Annotated in this window: 27 protein-coding genes; 12 read left to right on the forward strand and 15 right to left on the reverse strand. The window is 32.4% G+C overall.

Going from position 1 to position 25,953, the window contains the following annotated elements; translation table 11 throughout:
* The first annotated feature begins 11 nt into the window (after positions 1-11).
* The 4 genes from BUA98_RS05495 to rpsA all read left to right on the forward strand — a co-directional run bounded on the left by BUA98_RS05495 (position 12) and on the right by rpsA (position 4,383).
* Complete coding sequence (locus BUA98_RS05495; protein WP_072970639.1) at positions 12-1,388, forward strand: nucleoside permease; 1,377 nt, start codon at positions 12-14, stop codon at positions 1,386-1,388.
* A 124-nt stretch (positions 1,389-1,512) separates the two neighbouring features.
* Complete coding sequence (locus BUA98_RS05500) at positions 1,513-1,845, forward strand: type II toxin-antitoxin system RelE/ParE family toxin (protein WP_072970640.1); 333 nt, start codon at positions 1,513-1,515, stop codon at positions 1,843-1,845.
* Between the two features lie 10 nt (positions 1,846-1,855).
* Positions 1,856-2,185: a helix-turn-helix domain-containing protein gene (locus BUA98_RS05505; protein ID WP_072970641.1), complete on the forward strand. Its 330-nt coding sequence runs from the start codon at positions 1,856-1,858 to the stop codon at positions 2,183-2,185.
* A gap of 416 nt (positions 2,186-2,601) precedes the next feature.
* The gene (gene rpsA / locus BUA98_RS05510) at positions 2,602-4,383 is read left to right on the forward strand and encodes a 30S ribosomal protein S1 (protein WP_072970642.1); all 1,782 of its coding nucleotides are present in this window, start codon (positions 2,602-2,604) and stop codon (positions 4,381-4,383) included.
* A 121-nt stretch (positions 4,384-4,504) separates the two neighbouring features.
* Here rpsA and BUA98_RS05515 read toward each other — a convergent pair whose 3' ends face one another.
* Together BUA98_RS05515 and BUA98_RS05520 are read right to left on the reverse strand one after the other, a co-directional pair.
* Positions 4,505-5,035, reverse strand: coding sequence for an ExbD/TolR family protein (locus BUA98_RS05515; RefSeq protein ID WP_072970643.1), 531 nt, complete (start codon positions 5,033-5,035; stop codon positions 4,505-4,507).
* 13 nt (positions 5,036-5,048) lie between these two features.
* A complete protein-coding gene (locus BUA98_RS05520; protein WP_072970644.1) occupies positions 5,049-5,573 on the reverse strand; it encodes an ExbD/TolR family protein in 525 nt (174 codons plus the stop codon).
* Between the two features lie 211 nt (positions 5,574-5,784).
* On the opposite strand from BUA98_RS05520, the gene BUA98_RS05525 reads away from it, so the two are divergent.
* Positions 5,785-6,339 (forward strand): fasciclin domain-containing protein, encoded by a 555-nt coding sequence (locus tag BUA98_RS05525; RefSeq protein WP_072970645.1) that lies wholly within the window; start codon positions 5,785-5,787, stop codon positions 6,337-6,339.
* An 88-nt stretch (positions 6,340-6,427) separates the two neighbouring features.
* Here BUA98_RS05525 and BUA98_RS05530 read toward each other — a convergent pair whose 3' ends face one another.
* From BUA98_RS05530 to BUA98_RS05565, 8 genes are all read right to left on the reverse strand, one after another.
* Complete coding sequence (locus BUA98_RS05530; RefSeq protein ID WP_072970646.1) at positions 6,428-7,273, reverse strand: EamA family transporter; 846 nt, start codon at positions 7,271-7,273, stop codon at positions 6,428-6,430.
* Positions 7,274-7,386: 113 nt separating this feature from the next.
* Positions 7,387-7,527: a hypothetical protein gene (locus BUA98_RS05535; RefSeq protein WP_056191105.1), complete on the reverse strand. Its 141-nt coding sequence runs from the start codon at positions 7,525-7,527 to the stop codon at positions 7,387-7,389.
* 83 nt (positions 7,528-7,610) lie between these two features.
* Positions 7,611-9,056, reverse strand: a complete 1,446-nt coding sequence (locus BUA98_RS05540) for a serine hydrolase domain-containing protein (RefSeq protein WP_072970647.1) — start codon at positions 9,054-9,056, stop codon at positions 7,611-7,613.
* Between the two features lie 30 nt (positions 9,057-9,086).
* Positions 9,087-10,835 (reverse strand): M56 family metallopeptidase, encoded by a 1,749-nt coding sequence (locus tag BUA98_RS05545; protein ID WP_072970648.1) that lies wholly within the window; start codon positions 10,833-10,835, stop codon positions 9,087-9,089.
* A gap of 5 nt (positions 10,836-10,840) precedes the next feature.
* Positions 10,841-11,209 (reverse strand): BlaI/MecI/CopY family transcriptional regulator, encoded by a 369-nt coding sequence (locus tag BUA98_RS05550; protein WP_072970649.1) that lies wholly within the window; start codon positions 11,207-11,209, stop codon positions 10,841-10,843.
* Positions 11,210-11,242: 33 nt separating this feature from the next.
* Positions 11,243-12,862: a M56 family metallopeptidase gene (locus BUA98_RS05555; RefSeq protein WP_072970650.1), complete on the reverse strand. Its 1,620-nt coding sequence runs from the start codon at positions 12,860-12,862 to the stop codon at positions 11,243-11,245.
* Positions 12,863-12,873: 11 nt separating this feature from the next.
* Entirely contained in the window at positions 12,874-13,242 is a 369-nt protein-coding gene (locus BUA98_RS05560) for a BlaI/MecI/CopY family transcriptional regulator (RefSeq protein WP_072970651.1), read from the reverse strand.
* A 164-nt stretch (positions 13,243-13,406) separates the two neighbouring features.
* Positions 13,407-14,624 (reverse strand): MDR family MFS transporter, encoded by a 1,218-nt coding sequence (locus tag BUA98_RS05565; RefSeq protein WP_072970652.1) that lies wholly within the window; start codon positions 14,622-14,624, stop codon positions 13,407-13,409.
* Between the two features lie 99 nt (positions 14,625-14,723).
* Between BUA98_RS05565 and BUA98_RS05570 the strand changes: the two genes are divergently transcribed.
* From BUA98_RS05570 to BUA98_RS05600, 7 genes are all read left to right on the forward strand, one after another.
* Complete coding sequence (locus BUA98_RS05570; RefSeq protein ID WP_072970653.1) at positions 14,724-15,323, forward strand: DUF1684 domain-containing protein; 600 nt, start codon at positions 14,724-14,726, stop codon at positions 15,321-15,323.
* Positions 15,323-15,973 (forward strand): TatD family hydrolase, encoded by a 651-nt coding sequence (locus tag BUA98_RS05575; protein WP_072970654.1) that lies wholly within the window; start codon positions 15,323-15,325, stop codon positions 15,971-15,973. Before BUA98_RS05570 ends, BUA98_RS05575 begins: the two co-directional genes overlap by 1 nt.
* A 136-nt stretch (positions 15,974-16,109) precedes the next feature.
* Entirely contained in the window at positions 16,110-16,826 is a 717-nt protein-coding gene (locus BUA98_RS05580; RefSeq protein ID WP_072970655.1) for a tRNA threonylcarbamoyladenosine dehydratase, read from the forward strand.
* Between the two features lie 182 nt (positions 16,827-17,008).
* Positions 17,009-17,671 carry an HAD family hydrolase gene (locus BUA98_RS05585; protein ID WP_072970656.1) on the forward strand — a complete coding sequence of 221 codons (663 nt, stop codon included), beginning with the start codon at positions 17,009-17,011 and terminating at the stop codon, positions 17,669-17,671.
* A gap of 70 nt (positions 17,672-17,741) precedes the next feature.
* Complete coding sequence (locus tag BUA98_RS05590) at positions 17,742-18,584, forward strand: DUF2911 domain-containing protein (protein WP_072970657.1); 843 nt, start codon at positions 17,742-17,744, stop codon at positions 18,582-18,584.
* Positions 18,585-18,757: 173 nt separating this feature from the next.
* Positions 18,758-19,282 carry a TetR/AcrR family transcriptional regulator gene (locus BUA98_RS05595; RefSeq protein WP_072970658.1) on the forward strand — a complete coding sequence of 175 codons (525 nt, stop codon included), beginning with the start codon at positions 18,758-18,760 and terminating at the stop codon, positions 19,280-19,282.
* Between the two features lie 2 nt (positions 19,283-19,284).
* Positions 19,285-19,695 carry a nuclear transport factor 2 family protein gene (locus BUA98_RS05600; protein WP_072970659.1) on the forward strand — a complete coding sequence of 137 codons (411 nt, stop codon included), beginning with the start codon at positions 19,285-19,287 and terminating at the stop codon, positions 19,693-19,695.
* Between the two features lie 3 nt (positions 19,696-19,698).
* Here BUA98_RS05600 and BUA98_RS05605 read toward each other — a convergent pair whose 3' ends face one another.
* The 5 genes from BUA98_RS05605 to BUA98_RS05625 form a co-directional block, all read right to left on the reverse strand.
* The gene (locus BUA98_RS05605; protein WP_072970660.1) at positions 19,699-20,328 is read right to left on the reverse strand and encodes an MCP four helix bundle domain-containing protein; all 630 of its coding nucleotides are present in this window, start codon (positions 20,326-20,328) and stop codon (positions 19,699-19,701) included.
* A 77-nt stretch (positions 20,329-20,405) separates the two neighbouring features.
* Positions 20,406-21,014, reverse strand: coding sequence for a hypothetical protein (locus BUA98_RS05610; RefSeq protein ID WP_072970661.1), 609 nt, complete (start codon positions 21,012-21,014; stop codon positions 20,406-20,408).
* A gap of 200 nt (positions 21,015-21,214) precedes the next feature.
* Positions 21,215-21,544, reverse strand: a complete 330-nt coding sequence (locus tag BUA98_RS22615; RefSeq protein WP_072970662.1) for a DUF805 domain-containing protein — start codon at positions 21,542-21,544, stop codon at positions 21,215-21,217.
* A gap of 11 nt (positions 21,545-21,555) precedes the next feature.
* Positions 21,556-23,280 (reverse strand): sodium:solute symporter family protein, encoded by a 1,725-nt coding sequence (locus tag BUA98_RS05620; protein ID WP_072970663.1) that lies wholly within the window; start codon positions 23,278-23,280, stop codon positions 21,556-21,558.
* A 123-nt stretch (positions 23,281-23,403) separates the two neighbouring features.
* A complete protein-coding gene (locus BUA98_RS05625) occupies positions 23,404-25,935 on the reverse strand; it encodes a PIG-L family deacetylase (protein WP_072970664.1) in 2,532 nt (843 codons plus the stop codon).
* Positions 25,936-25,953: the final 18 nt, after the last annotated feature.

Raw genomic sequence — 25,953 nt, forward strand, 5'->3', positions numbered from 1 at the left:
AATTTCATCATATGGGAATTAAAAACAGATTGATCGTAATGAGTTTTCTTCAGTTTTTTGTTTGGGGAGCGTGGCTTATTACTATTGGAAATTATTGGTTTGGAACTAAAAATTGGGAAGGAACCCAGTTTGGTCTTGTTTTTGGAACCATGGGAATTGCTTCTTTGTTCATGCCTACCTTAACAGGAATTATTGCAGACCGTTGGGTAAATGCTGAAAAATTATATGGGTTTTTACATATTGCTTATGCGGTAGTTTTGTTTGGAATTGCACAGGTTACAACACCAGATACTTTTATTGCCATAATGCTTATTGCCATGTGTTGTTATATGCCAACAATTGCGTTAAGTAACTCCATTTCTTATACTTCACTAAAGTTAAATGATAAAAATATTGTAAAAGACTTTCCTCCAATTCGTGTTTGGGGAACAATAGGTTTTATTGTTGCGATGTGGATTACAAATTTAAGTGGAAGTAAAGCGACCGAATATCAGTTTTATATTGCTGGAGTAGGCGCTTTGATTCTTGGTGTTTATGCTTTTACATTACCAAAATGTGAACCACAGCGTTTAACTAAAGAAGATGCTTCGTTAACAGAAACTTTGGGTTTAGAAGCTTTTAAATTATTTGGAAACTATAAAATGGCTTTGTTTTTTGTATTCTCTATGTTTTTAGGAGGCGCTTTACAATTGACAAATGCTTATGGAGATGTGTTCTTAGATGAATTCAAGCATTTTCCAAAATACGCTGATTCTTTCGTAATCAAATATTCGACAATCATTATGTCGATCTCTCAGGTTTCTGAAACTTTGTTTATTTTGGCAATTCCGTTTTTCTTAAGACGTTTCGGAATCAAACAAGTAATGCTGATTTCTATGCTGGCTTGGGTATTGCGTTTCGGATTGTTTGCTTTTGGAGATCCAGTAGGTGGTTTATGGATGATTATTTTGTCTTGCATTGTTTACGGAATGGCATTTGATTTCTTTAATATTTCAGGTTCATTGTTCGTAGAAAGCAATACTGATTCTAAAATACGTTCATCAGCACAAGGATTGTTTATGATGATGACGAATGGAGTAGGAGCAGTTTTAGGAAGTTTGACTTCAGGCTGGGCAATTGATAGATTTTTCACAAAATCTTTTAGTAATACAATTGAGTTGTCTGGATTTTTGCAAACCGAAACTACAAATCCTAAAATGTTAGAATTTGTAAAAAGTCAGGAAAATTCAGTTTCTCCGGAAGGAATTTTTAGCAATCCAATTTTAATGAAAGACTGGCATACGATCTGGTTGTCATTTGCGGCTTATGCTTTGGTTATTGCAATTGCTTTTGCTATTTTATTTAAACATAAACATGATCCAAAGGAATTGGAGAATTTGAGTCACTAGAAGAGTTTTTCAAGACCTTTAGTTTTGAAAAAGTAGAATAAAGAATTTTTAACTAATATAAAAAATACCACAAAAGTTTCTAAATTTAGAAACTTTTGTGGTATTTTTGTTATATCTAATTTGAATGAAATATTTTGAAACAAGATTTTTAAAAGAAGCGGATGAATTTGTGTCAAGGCTTGACAAGAAAGCTATCGCAAAACTATTGTATAATATTGATTTAGCAGAAAAGAGTCACGATCCTAGATTGTTTAAAAAACTTAAAGATGATATTTGGGAGTTTAGACTGAGATTTGGTGGCGTTCAAATTAGATTGCTTGCATTTTGGGATAAAACTGATAATAAGCAAACTTTCGTTTTTGCAACTCACGGTTTTTTTAAGAAGGTAGATAAAGTTCCTTTTGATGAGATTGAAAGAGCAAAGAAAATAAGAATTGATTATTTTGAAAATAAATAAATGTAAGATTATGAAAAAAAAGGAAGTAATTACGTCGTACTCTCTTTCTGAAATGAAAGATCGATATATTGGTGAAATTGGTACATCAGAAAGAGATCAATATGAATATGAGCTTAGTATGGATATTTTAGGAAGAATGATTAAAACTGCCAGAAAAGAAAGAAATCTTACTCAGGAACAATTAGGGGAATTAATAGGAGTTAAAAAAGCTCAAATATCTAAATTGGAAAGCAGTACAAATAGTGCCACAATAGATACAATTATTAAAGTTTTTAAAGCCTTAAAAGCTGAAATTAGTTTTAATGTGAAAATTGAAAATCAGAATTTACAGGTTTCTTAAATCTTTGTCAAAGTTTAAAAGTTTGACAAAGATAGTTGCGCATAGTAAACCCGACAGGTTTTTAAAATCTGTCGGGTTTGTTTTTAATCGAAAGCAAAAGGTCTTAAAACTACTAATCGTTCTTGTCTAGCCCCGATAGAAGTGGAAATCCTTTTATGTCCGCCGCGGCGGACATAAAAGATTGGAACGGATAGCGGGACTGAACGTCTTAAAAAACCTAAAATCTTCTGCTCCTGAACAATTGGCTGATAATCATTTAGAATTGTTTTGCTATTACAAATATTTGTATTAATTTTGCAAACCTTTTGGCAAAGAAGAGTTTCCTTTAGGTATCAACTATTTATGTAAAACAACTTCTGTTTTTTCTACTGCTTTATGAAACTCGAGGAAAACAGAATACAAATTTTTATCAGAGCATGTCTGAACAATTAAAATCACAAGAAGAGTTTTTAGCAAATTTTAACTGGCATAACTTCCAAGAAGGAATTGATGCAGTAGATGAGAAAAACTTACAAGAATTCGAAGAACTAGTTTCAAAAACTTTCATCGCTACAGATCAAGAAGAAGTAGTTGAAGGTGTAGTTGTTAGAATTACAGATAGAGACGTTATCGTTGATATCAACGCAAAATCGGAAGGTGTTATTTCTTTAAACGAATTCCGTTACAATCCAGCTTTAAAAGTAGGTGACAAAGTAGAAGTATTAATCGACATCCGTGAGGACAAAACAGGTCAATTAGTATTATCTCACAGAAAAGCACGTACTATTAAATCATGGGATAGAGTTATTTCTGCAAATGAAACAGGAGAAATCGTTAATGGTTTTGTAAAATGCAGAACTAAAGGTGGTATGATCGTTGACGTTTTCGGAATTGAAGCTTTCTTACCTGGTTCTCAAATTGACGTTAAGCCAATTAGAGACTACGATGTATATGTAAACAAAATGATGGAATTCAAAGTGGTAAAAATTAACCACGAATTCAAAAACGTTGTTGTATCTCATAAAGCGCTTATCGAAGCTGATATCGAAGTACAGAAAAAAGAAATCATCGGTCAATTACAAAAAGGACAAGTATTAGAAGGTGTTGTTAAAAACATTACTTCTTATGGTGTGTTCATTGACTTAGGTGGTGTTGACGGATTAATTCACATTACTGACCTTTCTTGGAGTAGAATCAACCACCCAAGTGAAGTTCTTGAATTAGACCAAAAATTAAACGTTGTAATCCTTGATTTCGATGATGAGAAAACAAGAATTCAATTAGGATTGAAACAATTAAACGCTCACCCATGGGATGCTTTAGATGCTAATTTAACTATTGGTGATAAAGTAAAAGGTAAAGTAGTTGTAATCGCTGATTACGGTGCATTTATTGAAGTTGCTGAAGGTGTTGAAGGTTTAATCCACGTTTCTGAAATGTCATGGTCAACTCATTTACGTTCTGCTCAGGATTTCGTAAAAGTTGGAGATGTTGTTGAAGCTGTTATCTTAACTTTAGATAGAGATGACCGTAAAATGTCATTAGGTATCAAACAATTGACTCAAGATCCATGGACTGACATTACTTCTAAATACCCAGTAGGTTCTAAACATACAGGTATCGTTAGAAACTTTACAAACTTTGGTATTTTCGTAGAATTAGAAGAAGGAATTGATGGATTAATTTACATCTCTGACTTATCTTGGACTAAGAAAATCAAACACCCATCTGAATTTGTAAATGTTGGTGAGAAACTTGATGTAGTTGTATTAGAATTAGATGTTGAAGGACGTAAATTATCTTTAGGTCACAAACAAACTACTGCTAATCCTTGGGATCAATACGAAGATTCTTTCGCTGTAGGAACTATCCACAATGGTGAAATTTCTGAAATCGTTGACAAAGGAGCTACTGTAGAATTCGGAGATGATATCGTTGCTTTCATTCCTACTCGTCACCTTGAAAAAGAAGACGGAAAGAAATTGAAAAAAGGTGATACTGCTGATTTCAAAGTAATCGAATTCAACAAAGAATTCAAAAGAGTAGTTGCTTCTCATACTGCTATCTTCCGTGAAGAAGAAGAGAAAAATGTGAAAGCTGCAACTGAAAATACTTCATCTAACTCTTCTAACACAAATGCACCAGCTGCAACTTTAGGAGATAACAATGATGTATTAGCTGCATTAAAAGCTAAAATGGAAAAAACTGAGAAAAAATAATTCTTAGTTTCCTCTAAATAGAAAGTCCCACAGTAATGTGGGACTTTTTTTTATGTTATTTTGTTTCAGGTTTAAAGTTTCAAGTTTCAGGTTTGTCTGTTTTCAAAAGATTTTTTTTTGGTTAATTTGCAGCTAATAATTTAGATTCTTCGGAAGTGTAATAGTCAACAATCGCGTAGGAGTTTATTCCTGTTATTTTCATTTCATCAACAATGTCTACCAAATTACCATAACTTGAATTTTTACTTGGTTTAATAATAACTGTAACTCCAATTTGTGGTCTTCCAAAGCTTGCTGAATATTCATGAACTTTTTTATCAATGAATAATAATTCTTTTCGGATTCCGTTTTTACCATATTGTACCTGCTTAGGTTCTTGGATTGGAGCATATAATAATCCCATATATGTAATCATTTTATTATTATCATCCAGTAAGACAGTTAGAATGCGATTTTCATCTGGTTTGTTACATCCACGTTCAGGACCACAACTTCCACGGTATCCATATTCATATTCCATCATTTTCGGCTTTGCCAACTCAATTGTTACCATAAAAAATATAATCAACAAAAAAGAAACGCTGACCATTGCAGTTAAATCGACTCTTGTGCTTAATTTTTTACTTCTTACTTTTTTAGGAAGGTTTCCCATGGTTTGAAATGTTTTATTTAGAAGCTAATAATTTTGATTCTTCTGGAGTAAATTCAGGCACTATTGCATAAGTACCAATATTTGCAATTGCCATTTCATCTAAAATATTGACCAAATTTTTATAATTTGATTTTTTGCTTGGTTTTATAATTACAATTATACTTTCGCGTCTTCCAATTTTTGCCGAAACTTCAAGCATCTTTTTATTTATTTTTTGCAATTCTCTTCGGATTCCATTTTCTCCATATTGAAGATTCTTTGGAGGAATTATGGGAGAACTTAAAAGTCCCTTGTAAAATATTAATTTATCGTTTTCACCCAACATTATAGTTATCGACCTATTTTCTCCTTCACCTTCAGGGCAAGAGGTAGTTCCTTTACCATTATCAGGCAAACTTAAATTCATAACTTTTGGTTTTGCTAATTCAATTGTAACCATAAAAAAGATAATCAGCAAAAAAGAAACACTGACCATTGCAGTTAAATCAACTCTTGTGCTTAACTTTTTACTTCTAACTTTTTTAGGTAGATTTTCCATAGCGAATCAATTTGGTTACTAAAGTTAACAATAAAAGTAATACAATAAGATTATGGATTTAAAAAACATTTAAAAATAAATTCACGAATTAATATGTTGTTTTACAGGAGGTTTTCAAGTTTTGTTAGTTGTTTTAATTCTCTTTTGCTTTTTTCATAAAACCAAAATTAAAACTATCCCGTAAATGAGCTTATAACTTAAAACATTCATTATGAAAACTAGAAAATTTTTAGCCGTAGCAATCTTAACACTTGGATTTGCATTTACATCTTTCGCACAAAAAACAGTAATGGTTGGTGGAGCTGCAATGTATCCTAACAAAAATATTGTTGAAAATGCTGTAAACTCGAAAGATCACACTACATTGGTCGCTGCTGTAAAAGCTGCAGGTTTAGTTGAAACATTGCAAAGTAAAGGACCATTCACCGTTTTTGCCCCAACAAATGCTGCATTCGATAAATTACCTGCTGGAACTGTCGAAACATTATTAAAACCAGAGAACATTAAAACGTTACAAACGATCTTAACCTATCATGTTGTTGCTGGAAAAATGAATTCTTCGGACATTGCTAAAGCAATTAAATTGGGTAAAGGAAAAGCAACTCTTAAAACTGTTAGCGGTGGAACTTTAACTGCCTGGATGGATGGAAAAGACCTTTATATTAGCGACGAAAGCGGTAATAAATCTAAAGTTACCATTGCAGATGTGAATCAGTCAAATGGTGTAATTCACGTGGTTGATACTGTGTTATTACCAAAAATGTAATATTTATTCAAATTCCAATATTTAAAAATTCCAAATCCCAAACTTTAAAAGTGGAATTTGGAATTTTTAATTTTGAGATTTTATAGCTTTATCTTTTAGCTGTTAGAGTCGATCCGGCAGAGGCAATAACTACACAGACTACGGCTAAAATTTCATAGAAACTTAAACTTTCCTGCAAGAATATAAAAGCGCAAATTGCTGCAGCTGCAGGTTCTAAGCTCATTAAAATGCTAAAAGTACGTGGAGGAAGCTGACCTAAAGCTTTCATCTCTAAAGTAAACGGAATTGCACTAGACAATAGGGCAAGTGCGACTCCCATACCTAAAAACTTGGGAGTAAGATTAGCCAGTCCGTTTTCTAGAAGTCCAAACGGTAGAATTAAAATAGCGGCAAATAGCATTCCGGTAGAGACGGCCTGACCGCCATTCATAATTTTCGAAATTTTTCCACCCAAAACAATATAGGCTGCCCAAAGTGCGCCTGCTAAAAGAGCAAAAATAACGCCAAGCAAATCGATTCTGTCATTGGACCATGGAGCTATTAGAATAATACCCATTGCGGCCAGTAAAACCCAACAGTAATCAATCAGTCTTTTAGATCCGATTATAGCAACTAATAAAGGACCAATAAATTCTAAAGTTACAGCCAGTCCAATTGGGATCCTTTCGATAGCCAAATAAAAAATTAAATTCATCGCACCCAAAGCTAAACCATACGGAACAACGATTTTCCATTGACTAGTTGTGATCTGTTTTAAATTTGGTCGGTAGGCTAAAAGTAAAATTATAGCCGAAATTCCAATTCGTATAGAAGCTGTTCCTGCTGCACCAATTGCGGGAAAAAGTGTTTTTGCAATAGCGGCACCACATTGTACACTTATGATTGATAATAATACTGCAGGGACAGGAGGAAGGTTGAATTCTTTATTTTTCATGCGAAATTAAAATGGACTGCAAAACTACGAAATAAGTTTCGAAGGATACATTTCAATCTAGTTCAAATAGGAAAAATGTGTTACAAAGAAGCAACTAAAAAGTAAGATGTATTTTATTCTAAAGCACGTTTCGTTACATAGGCACGATAACCAATAATAGCCATCTGCCATTTTTTTGCTTTAGAAATATCTAATCCTTGTTTGGTAAAACTTGGCAAAAGGATTTTATTTATTTTCGCTAAAATTTTAAACATAGTAGGTTTTGTTTTTTTCAAAGATATAAAAAAAGACTTTGCAGTAGCGCAAAGTCTTTTTATAGGATTATAACAGTGTGTTTTTATGATTTTTTAGAAAGCTGTATTTTTATTTTTTCAAGCATTTCTTTTGCATTTGCATTATCAGGAGATAACTCTAGCGATTTTTCATAGTTTTTCCTGGCTATTTCTAATTGATTATCATTAAAATAACTTTCGGCTAAACTATCAAAAGCACCTCCGGATTTCGGGTTCTCCTTTACATTCAATTGAAAAACTTTAATAGCATCATTAAGTCGGCTATAACTCATTAATGTATAACCAATAGCATTTAATCGATATTCAAAATTCCAATCGGGATGATTCTTTTTGATATTCAAATAATTTTGCTCTGCTAATGAGATTTCGAGTTTTAAAAAATCCTGATTAATTTTTTCTCCAGCTAAAAGATAATCATCCTCTAGACTTTTATCTACAATTGCAGCAACATGATTTATAACCTGACTCTGAACATATAAATTAGAATATTTATGACCATTGGATAAAAAGATAATAGTTAAATCATTATTGATAAATTTTCTAAAAGCAGTTTCATTACCTCCTGTGAAACCATAGGAAGGAATTTTGTTTACAGGAACAATTTCCCAACCGTATGCAAAACGATCTGTATTATTAGCAAAAGGAAAGGATTGCCACATCGAATATTTAGTTTCTTTTTTGAGATAAACATTTTTGTCCAGATTTTCATTCCATTTAATAAATTCATCTAATGTAATATTTAGACCATTAGCTGAATGTGAATCTGGGCCGCTGTTATAATTGTTTTTCTCGTATTTTTTATTTTTGATATTATAATTATAGCGAACCGCACCTTGCGGAGTGATTTGTCTAAAATTAGATAAAAAGAAAACATCTGATTTGGCTTCTGGAAATTGATTTTTTAAGATATACTCTTCAAAAGTTTTACCCGTAATTTTTTCAATGATTTTAGCTAAAAACAAATAGTTAGTTTGATTGTAACGGTATTGATTGCCAATCGCAAATTGCATTGTTTTTTTTGCTAGCAAAGAAATTTTTTCAGCATAAGGTAATGAAAATGGAATATCTTCAAACTGAACAACATCTGGAAGACCAGAGGAATGTGTTAGTAAATTTTTGATTTTTATTTCCTGCCATTCTTTTGGCAGGTTATCTAAGTATTTAGAAATAGGGTCTTCTAAAGATAACTTTCCCGTTTCTATGAGTTGAAAAACACCAACACCTGTGATTAATTTGGTTGTCGAGAAAATTTTAAAAGCAGTGTTTTTATCCACTGCTTTATTTTCTTCTAAGTTGGCTTTTCCAAAATAGTTCTCATAAATTACTTTTCCGTCTTTTATAACCGCCAAGGCCACACCCGGAATTTCGTTTATTTCAATTACATTTTTAATGTAATGATCAATTTCGTCTTTTGTAGATTTACTTTCTTTGTTTTGACTAAAAGAAAGATTGAAAACGAATAGAAGAGCGACACAAAGAGATTTTTTCATTTATGAATTTTAAAAGTGAATGCTTAAAAATTAAGATTTTTTGCTTTCTTTCTCCATTTTCTTCATTTCTTTTTCATAAGCTTTCATGTCTTTTTCGTAAGCTTTCATGTTTTTCTCATATTCTTTCATGTCTCTTCCAACTGTTTCTTCTATGTACTTTCCGTATTTTTCCATCTCAACGTTGAATTTTTCCATAGCAATTTCATACTTTTCCATATCCTTACCGTACATCGCTTCATGCTTAGACATGATTTCATCAACTTGTTCTGTGTAAGCAGAAAGAGTTGGTTCAAAAGCTTCCATTTTTTTCTCAAACTCAGCCATATCTTTTTCGAAATTAGCCATGGCTACTTTATCTCTTGGATTTGCAGGAGGGGCTGGTGCTTTAGGCATTTTAGACATGTCTATAGTTGGTAACTTTGGCATTGATCCGCCAGGAAAAGCGGGTGCAGCTGGAGGTGCAATAGTACTTATTCTTGGAGGAGCCGGTGGAGCAGGAGGCGCAACATGCATATCATTAACATCAGGGCCATTTACTTCATCAACATCTGCAACGCGATCCTGAAGCATCATGGAGTCGTTTGGTTCACCATCTGTAACAACGCCAATTTTTTTGACATTATCGTCGTCAGTTGATACTACAAGACCAAAGCTCTTTATTGCTTCGTCACCATCTATCTCAATGGTCTGAACCTCATGGTTTCCTTTTTTAATGTTCATTTTGATGGCTGTCAATTCTTTATCTGTGTTTCTTTTTACATTCGATATAGCAACATCAAAATCGTGTTTTTGCTTTATTTTTTCAGAGATTACTTTTAATTCCTGATCTGTTGTTGTTTTTTCGATTTTGTAGACATCATCTGATGTAGCTGTAGTAACTTCCTGAGTTTCTTTTTTCTCTTGTGCTATGATTTCTATTTGAAATAAAAATACAAATGCGGCAAGTGCTGGAATTATGGTACAATACTTCCAATAATTTGTTTTTTTTGATTGATTTTTGTTTAACATGACAATTCGTTTTTTGATTAATGATTGATAAAAATGATTGGTGATGGCAACACAAGTTTCATGTGTTGTTATTTTTAAAAGCGTGTATTGATAAGCTTTTTTATCTGATATTTTTTTGGCAGCTTCATAATCAGCGATGAACTCAAGATTTTGAAGAATTGCTTTTTTGTACAACCAAATAATTGGATTGAACCAAAACAGTACACAAAATATTCTTGAAATAATCACATCTACGGTATGATTTTGATCGCTGTGCACTTTTTCATGTTCTAAAATACTTTCTAACTCTGATGCGCTATACAGTGATGAGTTGTATACGATATAATCAAAATAAGAAAAGGGTGCAATGTTTTCCTCAATATCAATGAATTTAAAATCAGCTTCCTGCTGTATTTCTCTGCCTTTTAAAACGGAGTTTAAACTGTAAAAATCAGTTGCAAACTTTATTATAAGGGCTAAAAATCCGATTCCATAAATAGCAATTGCAATATAATTCCAATTGATTTCAAAAGATTCTTCAGGAATGGTATTCATAATATTATGAGGTACATAACTGGTAGAATAGTTCATAGTAGGCATTGGAATAGGATCGACCCATACAATTTTGGTATAAACTACAAAAGGTAAAACTACTGAAGTGATAAGACCGGCTAATAGAAACCATCTGTTGCTATTGAAAAAAGTTTCTTTACGAAGTAAAAAAAAGTAAGCGCAGTAAAATAATACTAATAATCCGCTTGATTTGGCGATAAAAGTGAAAAGAGCTTCCATAATGCTTATTTGTCTTCGTTTGGTTTTTCGATCATAGCTAAGATTTCACGCAATTCAGCCGCAGAGATTTTTTCTTCTTTGGCAAAGAATGAAACCATACTTTTATAAGAGCTGTTGAAATAATTGTCAATTGCAGTACTCATGAACCTTTTTCTGTAATCTTCAATACTTACAATTGGGAAATATTGATGTGTATTTCCAAAAGCATTGTGATTTACATATCCTTTTTCTTCCAAATTTCGAACGATAGTCGAAAGCGTATTATAATGCGGCTGATCCTCTGTTATTTCTGCCTGAATCTCTTTTACAAAAGCTTTTTTCAGCTTCCATAAAATATGCATTATTTCTTCTTCTTTATTGGTTAGTTTTAACATGGTTTTGGTTAGTTTTTAATTTCAAATTGAAAATTATTTTTTAGTTTCAATTTCAATAACACTGTTTTTATCCTCTTCACCATCTTTAGCTGATGTTTTTGAGCTTTTATAAATATGGATTGTTTTAACGTTTTCAGAATCCAAATCTCTTATTTTTCCATCATATACAACTTCTCCATCCACAATAACTAACTGTTTTGATTGTGTATTGATATTATCTCCGTTTGATACTAAACTGATGTTTGTTTGGATTTTTGGCTCAGGAGTTATGTTTCTATTGTAACCAACTTTAACATTCGTTCTTACATTTGTATTTACAGTAGTATCTGTATTATTTGCATTAGTGCTTGTACTAATGCTTGTATTAGTATTATGATTAGTTTTAACATCACAATTAGTGTTAGAATTTACAACTTTTTTTACTTCGACTTTACGTTCTTTATCGATAATTTGTACTTCACCGATTTGATTATCTGTTTTTAAACCTATTTTTTTAGATCCGTCTTTTTCAGTTTCAATTACAATTTCACAATCTTTAATTGCTTCACTTCCTTTAACTCTGTAAGATTGTGATTGTTCAGAACCTCTTTTAAGATCAAATCTAATGGCTGTTAACTCATTTTTTGAATTTCGTTCAACAGCAGAAATTTTTGCATCAACATCGTGATTTAGCTTCATTTTTTTAGCCATTTCTTTTAATTGTTGATCAGTTGTTGTTTTACTGATTTTGTAAACATCAATAGAACCGTATTTTTTGCTAAGTTCTTTTGTTGCAACTTCTCTTTTTTCTTTTGCAATTACTTCAACCTGAAATAAAAGTACAAAAGCGGCTAGTGCTGGAACTACCACGTAGAGTTTCCAGGAGCTCCTTTTTTTTGATTGATTTTTGTTTAACATGACAATTCGTTTTTTGATTAATGATTGATAAAAATGATTGGTGATTGATAGACAACTTTCATGAGTTGTAATTTTTAAAAGCGTGTATTGATAGGCTTTTTTGTCTGATATTTTCTGAGCGGCTGCTGCATCTGCAATAAATTCAAGATTTTGAGTTATTGCTTTTTTATACAGCCATATTACCGGATTAAACCAAAATATTATAGAGAAAGCTCTCGCGATCAAAACATCCATAGTATGATTTTGATCACTGTGCACTTTTTCATGCTCCAAAATGCTTTCTAATTCAGAAGGCGTGTACATTGATGAGTTGTACACTATATATTCAAAATACGAAAATGGAGCAATGTTTTCGTTTATGTCAACAAATTTAAAATCAGCTTGTTGTTTAATTTGTTTTCCTTTTATAATTGCGTTTAAACTATAAAAATCAAAAGCAAATTTTATAAGTAAAGCTAAAACACCAATACTGTAGATCGCTATTATCACTAAATTCCAGTTAATTTCGAAAGCATTTTTTTCTATTGGCGCAGAATATAACGATGCATAATTTACGTTTGAAAGTGGAGTTGGATTAACCCAAATCACTTTAGTATAAACTATCAAGGGAAGTATTGCAGAAGTAATTAAACCGGTCAATAAAAACCACCTGTTACTATTGAAAAAAGTTTCTTTGCGTAACAAGAAATAATAAGCGCAATAAAATAAAATAACTAAGCCTGCTGATTTTGCGATATAAATAAAAAGTACTTCCATAAACAATATTTTTATTTGTCTTCTTTTGGAGTTTCTATCATGGCCAGGATTTCTCGTAATTCAGCTGCAGAGATTTTTTCTTCTTTGGCAAAAAACGAAACCATATTTTTATAAGAACTATTGAAATAATTATCAATAGCCGTTTTCATGTACTTTTTACTATAGGCTTCTAAAGTAATTATTGGATAATATTGGTGTGTATTTCCAAACGCATTATGTCCTACAAAACCCTTTTCTTCAAGATTACGAACAATAGTCGAAAGTGTATTGTAATGCGGTTGCTCTTCCGTTATCTCAGCCTGAACCTCTTTTACAAAAGCTTTTTTAAGCCTCCATAAAATGTGCATGATTTCTTCTTCTTTGTTGGTTAACTTTTGCATGTTTTCTAATTTTAATTCAAACCTACAACTATTTTTTTAGTTACGCAACTATAAAAATAGTTATTTAACTAAAAATTAAGTTTGATTTAATTTAAAAACATAGAAAAACGATTCAAATTTAAAAGTAATAAATTGAATTTGAGTAATTTATGAGTTAAAATTGTTTAGTGTTTTTTTTCTAGGAACAAAGCTTTTTTAATCCAGAAACAACAAAGAGTAGCCACAACTCCAATAGAAGCCATGAAAAACCAGTTAATTTGGTAACCTAATCGAGTGATAATTTCGAAACCAACTTTTGAGCTAATAATATGAGCCAAACTAAAACTCATAGTATACAATGCCATATAACGACCTTCCTGACCGCGTGGTGCCCGGCTTAATGCGAAAGCATTAGAAAATGGAAAGGTTAAAATCTCACCAATCGAAATGCAAATCATACTAATGACCAGAATTCCGGCCCAAACATTTATCAGAAGCAAAAAGAAACTGGAAGCCATAACAAAGGACCCCAGAATAATGATTTTAATTTTAGGGAAGCCTTTACGCTCCATAAATCCAACAGTTGGCATTTCTAAGGCAAAAATCAAGAGCCCGTTTAAAGTCATTAACAATCCTGTTTGGAATTCACTTAAACCAAACTTTTCATTATGATATAAAGGAAGCGTTGTGAAAAGCTGGAAGAAGATCATTGCTGTTACAAAACTCACAAATAAGAAAACCCAAAAGATTCGATCATGAAAAACTGATTTTTTATCTGAGGCACTTTCCACTTTATCATCGTGATCCACTTTTTTCTTTTCTTTTACTAATAAAGCAAAAATTGAAATCGATATAATACAAGAAGCACCGTCAACCCAGAACAACCCTGAATATCCAATTCCCATAATAATCAATCCGCCCAAAGCTGGTCCGGCCGCGAAACCAAGATTTACAGCTAAACGTACTAAAGTCAAAGCACGAGTTCTGTTTTCAGGTTTTGCATATGCACCTAATGAAACAAACATTGCGGGTCTAAACATATCAGCAATGACCATTAAAAGGAACATCGCAACACACAATCCCCAGAATGTTGTTATATACTGCACGAAGAAAAGAGAAACACCACTGGTAAATAAACTGAAAATCATGATTTTGTAAAACCCGATTTTATCCGAAAGTTTTCCTCCTAACCATGATCCCAACATCGATCCCAAACCAAATGCAACCATAATCCAACCAACCTGATTATAAGAAAAGTGAAGGTCTTCTTTTAAGTATTTTGATAAAAAAGGAAGCACCATTGTACCGGCACGATTAATAAAAGTGACCAATGTAAGTATCCAAATTTCTCTTGAAAATCCCCTAAAATTATTGATGTAATGATTGGCTGCAGTTTTGAGCATTATAAAAATATGTTATTTGCAACAAAGTTAGGAAACTTTGTCACGTATCGCGGTTGCTGCTTTGTTACTTTTAAACTATTTTTGTTCAAAATTTCCAAGATGAAAAAAATAGCATTTCTTACTTTATTATTAACTTTTAGTTTTGGCTTTAGCCAAAAGAAATTTGATAAAAAAGAAACAGAGAAATTTCAGAAGACCATAAATTCAGAATATGCTGATCCTAAGACGAGTCCGTTAATGGAAGAAGATCTAAAAGTTTTTAAAACTTTAGATTTTTATCCTATCAACGCCAAGTATTTTGTCAATGCAAAATTTGTAAAGGCGAAAAATGAAAAGGTTTTCGAAATGAAAACTACCGGAACAAGAACTCCAAAATATATAAAATATGGAACTTTATACTTTACTATTGAAAGTAAAGCATTGCAATTAAATGTATATAGAAGTATCGATCTTTCGAAAACAGATGAATATAAAGATCATTTGTTTCTCCCTTTTTCAGATTTAACTTCAGGAAAGGAAAGTTATATAGGAGGAAGATATATTGATTTAAAAATTCCAAAGGGAAATACTATTGCAGTCGATTTTAATCAGGCTTACAATCCGTATTGTGCTTATAATCACAAATATTCTTGTCCGCTGGTTCCTTTAGAGAACGACCTGAATATCGCAATTAAAGCAGGAGTTAAGACTTTTCACTAATGGAATTCTTTAATTTTCATACACACCAATTTACAAATCAACCCAATATTTTGGAATTGGTCAATCAGTATCCAAATGAATTTGATATTTCGATTCCGTTTTATTCAATAGGAATTCATCCGTGGTATATTGTTCAGGATAGAATTGAAGCTGATTTGAAAATTATTGAAGAAAAATTACAAACAGAAAATTGTTTGGCATTAGGAGAATGCGGTTTAGATAAACGAATTGAAATTCCGCTAGAACAACAAATTATAGTTTTTGAAAAACAATTGGCTTTAGCTGAAAAACATAAGAAACCTGTAGTTATTCATTGTGTTGCGGCTTTTCAGGAAGTGATTGAAATCAAGAAAAAATTGAAAATCTCCGTTCCGATGATTATTCACGGATTTTCGAAAAATAGTCAAGTTGCTAATCAGCTTATTGCAGCAGGATTTTATATTTCATTCGGAAAGTATTTATTGAGAAATCCAGAATTAAAAACGGTTTTCCAACAAATTCCAAATGATAGATTTCTTTTGGAAACCGATACGATTGAAGAAGGTATTCAGCAGGTTTATGATTTAGCAGCTGAGTATAAAAACTTAGATTTGAATAATTTACAAGGGATTATTTCAAGTAATTTTGAAAGAATATTTCAGAGAAAATAGAGTATAGAAAATAGAATATAGAGTCAAGAATTGAGAATTAAGATTTTAGAGTGAAACCTGAAACTTGAAACCTGAAACTGGACTTTAGTCGAATTGGCGAAGCAAACAAAAGAAAACAAAATAAACAAAAGATTTTATGGCAGAGTGGACAGAAAGAGCCGAGCTTTTATTTACAAAAGAAGGATTAGAAAATTTAAAAAACTCCAACGTTTTGGTAGTTGGCTTAGGAGGAGTGGGATCATTTGCAGCTGAGTTCTTGGCAAGAGCAGGAGTTGGGAGTATGACAATTGTTGATGGAGATGTTGTTGATATTACTAATATTAATCGTCAATTACCAGCATTGCATTCAACAGTTGGACAACCAAAAATTACTATTGTTGGCGATCGTTTGATGGATATTAATCCAGAATTGAAACTAACGCGAGTTCAGGAATTTTTATCTCCGGAAAGAGCTTTTGAAATCGTTTCTCCTGAATTTGATTACGTTTTGGACTGTATAGACAGTATTACACCAAAACTGAATTTGATTATTGCGGCAAAACGTAAAAGAGTAAAAATATTAAGCAGCATGGGTGCTGGTGGAAAAATGTTAGCTTCAAAAGTAAAAGTGACCGATATTTCTAAAACAATAAACTGTTACTTTTCTAAGACCATCCGTAAACGTCTAAAAGCAGAAAAAATTAACAAATTAAAAGTGGTATTTTCTTCTGAAATTCAGGATGAAAAGAGCTTAAAATTAACCGACGGAAAAAACTTCAAAAAATCTTTCTACGGAACAAACAGTTATATGCCAGGATTATTTGGCCTTCACGCTGCAGAAACGGTGATTCGTCATTTGCTTAAAAAAGAGTAGAAAAATTGTTTCAGGTTTCACGTTTTCTTTGTTTCAGGTTCTGGATCGAGTAAAATTTTGTCAAATTTATCAAAACATGAGAACTTGAAACTTTGAACCTCTAAAAAGGCGCACTGCTGTGCGCCTCTACAGAAAAAACCTTTGAACCTTTGTTCCTCAGAACCTTTGAACCTTAAAAAAAGATGATAAAAACAGTAATTTTTGATATGGATGGTGTTATCGTAGACACTGAACCTGTACACCGTTATGCCTACTACAAACAATTTTCAGAGTTAAATATTGAAGTATCTGAGGAAATGTATACTTCTTTTACCGGATTTTCGACCCGAAATACATTTCAGAGTTTAAAAGGATTTTTTCCGACTATTGAGCACGAAGTTGAAGATTTAATTCAGAGAAAGAGAAATATTTTTAATGATGCTTTTGATACTAAGGAAGATTTGTACTTATTAGAAGGTGTTGAAGATTTGATTAAAGATTTATACACAAGTGGAATCCAGTTGATTTTGGCTTCCTCTGCATCAAAAGTTACAATTGAACGGGTTTTTACAAGATTTAATTTACACCAATATTTTACTCATATTGTAAGTGGGGAAGATTTTCCGCAATCGAAACCAAACCCTGCTATTTTTTTACACGCAGCTTCTTTGTCAATTGTGCCTAAAGAGAATTGTATTATAATTGAAGACAGTACAAATGGTGTAAAAGCAGCAAAAGCAGCAGGAATTTATTGTGTAGGGTATAATAGCCAGCATTCTAATTTACAAAATTTATCAGATGCAGATTTAATTATCAATCATTTCAATGAATTGAATGCTGAAAAAATATCACAACTAGACGCTTGAATTAAGTTAAATTTAACATTTGTTCCCTAATTGAATTTGTAAATTTGAACAAAACAAATGAAACCTAATAATGAAAAAAATACTTATTGCATTAGCTATTATTTTAGCCCCATTTGCTACAGAAGCACAAATAAAAACACCACAGGCGAGTCCTAAAGCTTATATCAAACAAACAGTTGGTTTAACAGATGTTGAAGTTACTTATTCAAGACCTGGAGCTAGAGGTAGAGCTGTATTCGGAAATTTAGTTCCGTTTGGTAAATTATGGAGAACGGGAGCTAATGAAAACACCATCATTAATTTTAGTGATGATGTTGTTATTGATGGTAAAACATTAAAGAAAGGAAAATATGCAATCTATACGATTCCTAAAATCGAAAGCTGGGAAGTAATTTTTTATCTTTCAACAGACAACTGGGGATTACCTGAAAACTGGAGTGATGCTTATGTTGCCTTGAGAACTACAGTTAAGGAAAATGCATTACCAACTCCGGTTGAAAGTTTTACAATTGGAATCAATGGTTTAGATCCGAACTTTGCTTATTTAGAAATGGCTTGGGAAAATTCTCATGTAGCATTAAAATTCGAAGTTCCAACAGCAAAAACAGCTACAGCAAGTATCGATAAAGTTTTGGCTGGGCCATCTTCAAATGATTACTTTGCTGCAGCGCAATATTTATTCCAATCAAATGGAAATATTGAAACTGCAAAAACATACGTTGATAAATCTTTAGATATGAGTGCTGAAAAACCATACTATATCCTAAGATTGAAATCATTGATTCAGGCCAAACAAGGTGATAAAAAAGGTGCTGTTGAAACGGCAAAAGCTTCATTAGCTGCTGCTGAAACTGCTAATAATCAGGATTACGTAAAAATGAATAAAGATAGTATTGCAGAGTGGAGCAGATAAGCTTTAAACTTTAAAATTACAATCCCAAATTCTCGGGATAAAAATCCAAATTCCAATTCTTGTAAAAGTTTTGGAATTTGGATTTTTTTTTGTTCATCTTTTAAATATATAGACAGACTTGTCTGTTCATTCAAAAAAAAATTATACATTTGTCCTATATAAATTTAATTAGGATGTCACCTAAAGAAAGAATTTTAGAGAAAACAGCTGTATTGTTTCATCAGCAAGGTTACAGTGCAACTGGTATTAATCAAATTATCGAAGAAGCTAAAGTAGCAAAAGCCAGTTTTTATCAGCACTTTAAATCAAAAGAAGATTTATGTGTTGCTTTTTTAAACGAACGCCATTCTTACTGGTTTGACCAATTGGAAGAATTTACAGCTGGTGAAAAAGAGACTAAAATAAAATTAGTAGCTTCTTTTGATTTTTTAATCTTTATGAATGAAAAGGAAAATTTCAGAGGCTGTAGTTTTTTAAACATACTTTCAGAAATTCCTTCGGATAATGTTAAGATTCTAAATGTGCTTCAGAATCACAAGCATGATTTAAGAGTTTATTTTCAGAATATTATTAAGGATAAACTGTTATCCGATCATGTTTACTTATTATTTGAGAGTTGTATAATAGAAAGCCAGTTATTCAAATCAAACCAATTTATTGAACAGTCAAAAAAAATTATTCAAATTTTAAGTTCGTAAAAATGGAACAAAAATTACCATTGCCACCTTTCACTTTAGAAACGGCAAAAGAAAAAATTCAGTTGGCAGAAGACGCGTGGAACAGCCAGGATCCGGAACGTGTTTCGAAAGCTTACACCGTTGATAGCGAATGGCGAAACCGTGATCAATTTGTAAATGGAAGGGAAGAGATTGTTCTCTTTTTAACGCAGAAATGGAAAAAAGAAACCAATTATAAGCTGAAAAAAGAATATTGGGCACATACTGAAAATCGCATTGCAGTTCGTTTCGAGTATGAATATCAAGATCTTAATGGAAACTGGTTTAGAGCCTACGGAAATGAAAATTGGGAATTTGATTCGAATGGTTTAATGCAAAAAAGATTTGCCAGCATAAATGATCTTGCAATTAAGGAAGAAGATAGAAAACTGTAGTAATTAATTCATACTTGGCGGTTCTGGAATTTTGATATTTCTTTTGATTTTTTTCACGATCAAAAGATAGAACGTAATGCCACCTAAAATAATCAACAATGCAATCTGTAGTTGTCCAAGATTATTATTATCGTTATACATCTTATTTGCACTGGCTAGTTTAGCTTTACCTTCTTTTATCTGAATTTGAGATAATGATTCGAGAGTTTTAAGAGCTTCTCCGCTGGAATAAGCGATTTTACTCCAGTTTTTATTTTCAACCTGATTGTTAATTTCTTTACAGGAAGCTAAAAAAGCATCAAAATGCTCTTTTTCTTTATTGGTTAAAACTGTTTTAGCATACAAATCATCAATGCTGTGAACGATTTTTAAAGTGTGAATGATCTCATCTTTCTTAATATTATCACTCAAATCTAGTTTTTCGGCTTCGCTCTTTATAAAATGAAGTTCTTTAGCATATTGAAAAATATAATGCGAAACTATCAAACGGTCGTTGTAAATAGCATTGATGTTTTCGTTTACATTTTTGGAGTTTTGTAACGTATTGAAATTGCTTAATAATATTATCAACATCACAATCAGTAATATGAAAGCTGCTTTTGTTTTATTGTTGTATTTCTTTAGATCTCTCATCGTGATGCGAATTTTAGGTCAGAATATGTTCAGAAAATGCTGTTGTAATGCTAAAAAGGAAAAAGTAAATCCAGTGCTTATTGTGACAGGAAGCCTCCTTTTATATTTTTTTCAATACTTTTTACGGCTGCAATCGGTACAATTTTCATGTTTTTGCTTCCCTTTATAGTATAAAAATAATACATACTGTTTGAGCCAATAAGATAAATTTGCTCCGATTCACCAGTGTTATAACTCACTCGATAATCATATTTAGCTTTATTGTTTTTAATATTTTTTAAAGTAAAATAACCTGAACCAATACCCGTTCCCATAAATAAAGACAATAATACTATGGCAAAAATCTTGAAAGAAATTAAATTGTAATAATTCTTTGCTTCCTGTTGTGATAATTCTGTTGTAGATTTTAGTTCAAACGTTTTCTGTACCGTTTTATTTCCACGATGTTTTAGCAACAGTTTTGGTAAATAAAAATGAAACGAAAAAAGTACAATAATAAGTATTAAAGTTATGGGGTTTGAAGTAAACTCAGCAATTGGACTAATTAGGATGTCCATAATAGTAGAGTATTTCAAAATATTTATACCGAATTGATAATAGAAAAAACTCTCTTTTAATATTCCTAATATTATAAGATAGAGATATCCTAACGGAAGTAATGTTTGAATGTCTTCTGAAAATTTCATTTGAAAATCTTTGTTTAAGATTAATTTTGAGACATACTAAAATAGTGCTTTTTAATTACAAATTGCGGAGAATTATTTATTTAGAAAATAGATTGTTGAATTATTGATTTGTTTTTAGTTGTTTTCATCGGAAAACCAAATAGAATTAATCTTTATAATTATACCGTAAACATTTTCAGTTCTATTGATTTAGATGTTGCTTAATATTTCTTTTTTGCAAACAACAAGAAAATAGTAAAAGCTATATTCAGTATTGGAATAAAATTAAAAACGACAAACGTAGGGTTGGCATTCAAATCTCTCAATCTTCTTGTGGTTGCGGCTTGCATCGGAACAAATGTCATTAAAATTATAAGACAAGTATAAAATATATTAAGAATTTTTTCATTGTCTAAATTAATATTGCGATGTAAATCTAACGCTATCCAAGACATAAAAATAGTGCCTGAACAATAAATTGCGTATTCAACTCTGCCTGATTTTTGGGAAAATGATGAGTAGAGAAATAATATATTTTTTAAATGCTTCACATATTGATCGTTTACTCCAAAACTACATTCTCAACGTCCGGTTTTCCTTTAAAAAACAAAAACTGCATCACTAACGCTAACACTATTGTCAATATAGCTCCAATAAAATTCAACCATAAATAACCTAACTTTTCTTGGGTATAAATCATGAAATAATAAATGATAAAAATGGTGATTTGGCTGATAATCGCACTATAAAACATTGGCTTTGCCTGAACACGACGAAGATAGAACCCGACCAAAAAGATTCCCAGAACCGTTCCGTAAAAAATAGATCCAATGATGTTTACCAGCTGAATTAAATTCTCAAATAAAGTTCCAACGCAGGCAAAAAGTATTGCCACAACTCCCCAAAACAAAGTAAAGAATTTGGTTGCATTCAAATAATGTTTTTCAGATTTCTCGGTTTTCAGATTTCGTTTGTAAATGTCAATTGCGGTTGTAGAAGCCAATGCATTTAATCCCGAAGCCGTTGATGACATTGCTGCTGAAAGAATTACGGCTAACAATAAACCAATTAAACCTTTTGGCAAATAATGCAAGATGAAATGAAAAAACACATAATCTTTATCGTTGGTTTCGCTATTGCTGTCGGCTTTGGAAATGATTTCTTTGGCACGGTCGCGAAGGTCTTTTTCTTTGTTGGATAAAGCCACTAACTCTTTACGTAAAATAGGATTATCATAATCTTGATTCAGCTGATCAATGTACAATAAATTGACAACTTTTTTATCTTCTGAAAGTGTAATCAGTTTTTTCTCTAAAGCGTGGTATTCTTCTTTATAAGCTGATTTTTCAATTACAATTTTATTATTTGGATTAAAATTTAACGGAACTGGATTGAACTGAAAAAATACAAAAACCATCACTCCGGTTAACAAAATAAAGAACTGCATAGGTACTTTTAAAAGTCCGTTCATAATCAATCCCATCTGACTTTCACGAACCGATTTTCCTGATAAATAACGTCCAACCTGAGACTGATCCGTTCCAAAATAGGCAAGGGCCAGGAAAAAACCTCCGGTGATTCCACTCCAAAAAGTATATTTTTCTTCCGGATCAAAAGAGAAATCAACAATATTCATTTTGTCATTGGCACCTGCAATATGCATCGCACTGGTAAAAGTCATATCGTTGGGTAAGTAATGTAGAATCAGGAAAAAGGTTATAAACATTCCCGACATAATCACAAACATTTGCTGTTTCTGCGTGACGTTGACGGCTTTCGTTCCTCCTGAAAAAGTATAAATGATAACTAAAACACCAATCATGATGTTCATCAAAGTTAAATTCCATCCTAAAAGTGCAGACAAAATAATGGCTGGCGCATAAATAGTCAATCCGGTACCTAAACCTCTTTGCACTAAAAACAGAATTGCTGCCAGTGAACGCGTTTTAACATCAAATCGTTTCTCCAAAAACTCGTAAGCGGTATAAACTTTATTTTTATGGTATAATGGAATAAAAGTCACGCAAATCACAATCATGGCAATTGGTAATCCAAAATAGAATTGTACAAAACCCATTCCGTCATGATAGGCCTGACCTGGAGTGGATAGAAATGTAATCGCGCTGGCCTGAGTGGCCATCACTGAAAGTCCAACAGTATACCAAGGTGTTTCGTTGTTTCCTAAAATAAAATCTTCAACGTTTTTACTTCCTTTAGTTTTCCACGAACCGTATCCAACAATGAATAAAAGAGTAACAATAAGTACGATCCAATCAAATAGTTGCATAGGTTATGAGTATAATTGCATGATTAAGAAAAAAATCAGGATGTAAATGGCGTTGGCTACCAAAACGTAGCTGTAGCTTTTTTTCCATTTTTTTTGTTTTTTGGCTTCCATTTTTTGCGATTTTTATTTCTTTAATTCTTGTTTAGGGGCTTCAATAGGTTGTTTTAGTGAAATGATATTCGAAAGCAATCTGTAAGCTCCGGCAACACCTTCGGGTAATTCTCTAAAAAAGCTTAAACCAGTGTAAATATAATACCCTTTTCCGTATGGTGCGACTAATAAAGCACCGTCTTTAGCAGATTCTCCTTTATCGTGAGAAGAAATAATAGGAGTGAAGGCAGCGTCATATTGGTCTGGATAATACAAACCTTGCTCTTGTGTCCAGCCTTTAAAATCGTTTTCACTGATTTTATTTGGTGTATTTAAAACTGGATGATTGGGTGCTAAGAAAGTTACTTTGGCATTCTCTTCGGTTACACGATCGTTCGAAACCTTTAAAGAATATGGCGCAATCTGATCTGTTACCATTTTTCCAGAAGTATTATACTGTACAATCATGTTTTTTCCTCCTTTTACAAAATCAAATAGTACTTTTTGTTTGTTAGCCAGCGCATTTACCGTATTATAAGCGCGAACTCCAGTAATAACGGTGCTAAAAGAATCTAGTCTTTGAGGTGTAATTTCTTCTGGTTTCAAAATGGTTACTTTGTATCCCATTTGAGCTAGACTTTCTGGTACTTCATCACCGGCACCCATAATATAAGCAATAGCATCACCTGAAGTTTTTAAATCAATTCGGATGCATTTTGATTCAGCTGGTTTCAAAACCATCTGTTTGGTAATATGACTATAATCAATAATAGTTTCGTCTTTATCAAAACGTTTATTATCTACAGTTGCAATTGCTTTTGCGACCGTTTCTTCCTGATTTACAGGAGGAGTAACTTCAAAATAAAACGTTTGTTCACTTCCTTTTTTAGTTAAAGAAAACGGAATTTGTTTTGGAGAAACCACCCAGCTTTTTGGCAAGTCTAATTCTAAATTTCCTGTAATAGCATCTTTTCCGGCACGTACTTTTACCGGAATCATTTTACTTTTGGTATCCTTAAATATCAAGACTTTTTCTGAGATTGAAGTGGTGACTTCTGGTACAATATCAAGGAAATTATACATTTCTCCTTTTACGCCGTCATTATATTTATAAACAACAATACGCTCAAACGGAATTTCAACGTTATTTATTTTTACATTGAAAACCACTCTTACTTCTCTGATAATATCCGGAATCCCAATGTTTTTCTGATTGGAAACGGTGTACATTCCAACACTAGCTTTTTCTTTAAGCCAGTAAGGTTGTGTGTATTCTAAATTTTCAGGAAGCTGAATTTGAAGGATACTTTTCTGATCGTTATTATTTTTTAAAACGCTGTTTAGTATTGTTGTTTTGTTATCTGGTAAAGAAGTAACGCTTGTCAATTGCATTTCAACCGAACATCTGTTAATGGCTTCAAGGCTCAGTTTTATTATACTTCCTGGTGTTGCTTCCTGTTCACTGGCAACAGCTTCCAGATATAAACCGGAACATGAGGCTATTATGTTTTTTATTGCTGCCGCTTTTAGAGGTTTCCAATGATCGTCATCTAAATCCTGAATCATTGTATATGCTTTTACGAGGTCCGGAATACTTGCTGAAGGATTAGTGAAATCGTATTTTGAAATTATTTTAGAAATTAATTCACCAACTGGCTTTCCATTTTTAACGCGGTTCCATGAAGTATCGATTCCATCAAATAAATTATCTCTTTCTGTTGGAGATTCGCCATTAATGAGTTCCAGATACTCCGTTTCTTCGCCACGCGCTCCCGTACTTCCAAAACCTTGTGACTGATGACGACTGCGGCTTAAAGCAGCAATTTCCTGATTTGATTTTCCAATTCCGGTGTAATAAACTCCTGTTTCTAATCTGGTAAATTTTGATTTATTGGCTGCGTCAAATTTTTCCTGGCTCCCATAAAACCACCATGATGGATTAAAAAACTGGCGTTTAACCTGCCATGGTTTTACATACTGTAACTGTTCAGGATATATTTTAGGATCATTTGTCAATTTAAAACTCTCCACACTCAACATGGCTGATGATGTATGGTGTCCGTGCGTAGTTCCCGGTGAACGGTGGTCAAACCTATTTATGATTACATCAGGTTGAAATTTTCTAATCGTCCAGACAACATCTGCCAGAACTTTATCTTTATCCCAGATTTGCAAAGTTTCATCCGGATTTTTTGAAAAACCAAAGTCGTTTGCACGAGAAAAAAACTGTTCTCCGCCATCAATCTTTCGGGCTTCTATTAATTCCTGTGTTCTGATAACACCAAGTAATTCACGCAATTGCGGGCCAATTAAATTCTGACCTCCATCTCCACGAGTCAATGACAAATAGCCCGTTCTGGCGTTCATCTCATTTGCCATATAGGAAATTAACCTTGTGTTTTCGTCATCAGGATGAGCGGCAACATATAAAACAGAACCTAAAAAATTAAGTTTCTTTATTTGATTGTAAATCTCAACAGAACTTGGTTTTTGTGGTTGTTGTGCAAATGAAATCGAAATTCCTGTTAAAAAAAAGAAGAGAATTTGTAACTGAATTTTTCGCATAGCGTATTGTGGTGTTTT

Origin of the sequence: Flavobacterium saccharophilum, assembly GCF_900142735.1 — a bacterium.
Classification (GTDB): domain Bacteria; phylum Bacteroidota; class Bacteroidia; order Flavobacteriales; family Flavobacteriaceae; genus Flavobacterium; species Flavobacterium saccharophilum.

Excerpts from the sequence above, each read along its gene's own strand:
- BUA98_RS05495 (WP_072970639.1), top strand. The coding sequence starts at position 12 with ATGGGAATTAAAAACAGATTGATCGTAATGAGTTTTCTTCAGTTTTTT.
- BUA98_RS05500 (WP_072970640.1), top strand. The coding sequence starts at position 1,513 with ATGAAATATTTTGAAACAAGATTTTTAAAAGAAGCGGATGAATTTGTG.
- BUA98_RS05505 (WP_072970641.1), top strand. The coding sequence starts at position 1,856 with ATGAAAAAAAAGGAAGTAATTACGTCGTACTCTCTTTCTGAAATGAAA.
- rpsA (WP_072970642.1), top strand. The coding sequence starts at position 2,602 with ATGTCTGAACAATTAAAATCACAAGAAGAGTTTTTAGCAAATTTTAAC.
- BUA98_RS05515 (WP_072970643.1), bottom strand. The coding sequence starts at position 5,035 with ATGGGAAACCTTCCTAAAAAAGTAAGAAGTAAAAAATTAAGCACAAGA.
- BUA98_RS05520 (WP_072970644.1), bottom strand. The coding sequence starts at position 5,573 with ATGGAAAATCTACCTAAAAAAGTTAGAAGTAAAAAGTTAAGCACAAGA.
- BUA98_RS05525 (WP_072970645.1), top strand. The coding sequence starts at position 5,785 with ATGAAAACTAGAAAATTTTTAGCCGTAGCAATCTTAACACTTGGATTT.
- BUA98_RS05530 (WP_072970646.1), bottom strand. The coding sequence starts at position 7,273 with ATGAAAAATAAAGAATTCAACCTTCCTCCTGTCCCTGCAGTATTATTA.
- BUA98_RS05535 (WP_056191105.1), bottom strand. The coding sequence starts at position 7,527 with ATGTTTAAAATTTTAGCGAAAATAAATAAAATCCTTTTGCCAAGTTTT.
- BUA98_RS05540 (WP_072970647.1), bottom strand. The coding sequence starts at position 9,056 with ATGAAAAAATCTCTTTGTGTCGCTCTTCTATTCGTTTTCAATCTTTCT.
- BUA98_RS05545 (WP_072970648.1), bottom strand. The coding sequence starts at position 10,835 with ATGGAAGCTCTTTTCACTTTTATCGCCAAATCAAGCGGATTATTAGTA.
- BUA98_RS05550 (WP_072970649.1), bottom strand. The coding sequence starts at position 11,209 with ATGTTAAAACTAACCAATAAAGAAGAAGAAATAATGCATATTTTATGG.
- BUA98_RS05555 (WP_072970650.1), bottom strand. The coding sequence starts at position 12,862 with ATGGAAGTACTTTTTATTTATATCGCAAAATCAGCAGGCTTAGTTATT.
- BUA98_RS05560 (WP_072970651.1), bottom strand. The coding sequence starts at position 13,242 with ATGCAAAAGTTAACCAACAAAGAAGAAGAAATCATGCACATTTTATGG.
- BUA98_RS05565 (WP_072970652.1), bottom strand. The coding sequence starts at position 14,624 with ATGCTCAAAACTGCAGCCAATCATTACATCAATAATTTTAGGGGATTT.
- BUA98_RS05570 (WP_072970653.1), top strand. The coding sequence starts at position 14,724 with ATGAAAAAAATAGCATTTCTTACTTTATTATTAACTTTTAGTTTTGGC.
- BUA98_RS05575 (WP_072970654.1), top strand. The coding sequence starts at position 15,323 with ATGGAATTCTTTAATTTTCATACACACCAATTTACAAATCAACCCAAT.
- BUA98_RS05580 (WP_072970655.1), top strand. The coding sequence starts at position 16,110 with ATGGCAGAGTGGACAGAAAGAGCCGAGCTTTTATTTACAAAAGAAGGA.
- BUA98_RS05585 (WP_072970656.1), top strand. The coding sequence starts at position 17,009 with ATGATAAAAACAGTAATTTTTGATATGGATGGTGTTATCGTAGACACT.
- BUA98_RS05590 (WP_072970657.1), top strand. The coding sequence starts at position 17,742 with ATGAAAAAAATACTTATTGCATTAGCTATTATTTTAGCCCCATTTGCT.
- BUA98_RS05595 (WP_072970658.1), top strand. The coding sequence starts at position 18,758 with ATGTCACCTAAAGAAAGAATTTTAGAGAAAACAGCTGTATTGTTTCAT.
- BUA98_RS05600 (WP_072970659.1), top strand. The coding sequence starts at position 19,285 with ATGGAACAAAAATTACCATTGCCACCTTTCACTTTAGAAACGGCAAAA.
- BUA98_RS05605 (WP_072970660.1), bottom strand. The coding sequence starts at position 20,328 with ATGAGAGATCTAAAGAAATACAACAATAAAACAAAAGCAGCTTTCATA.
- BUA98_RS05610 (WP_072970661.1), bottom strand. The coding sequence starts at position 21,014 with ATGAAATTTTCAGAAGACATTCAAACATTACTTCCGTTAGGATATCTC.
- BUA98_RS05620 (WP_072970663.1), bottom strand. The coding sequence starts at position 23,280 with ATGCAACTATTTGATTGGATCGTACTTATTGTTACTCTTTTATTCATT.
- BUA98_RS05625 (WP_072970664.1), bottom strand. The coding sequence starts at position 25,935 with ATGCGAAAAATTCAGTTACAAATTCTCTTCTTTTTTTTAACAGGAATT.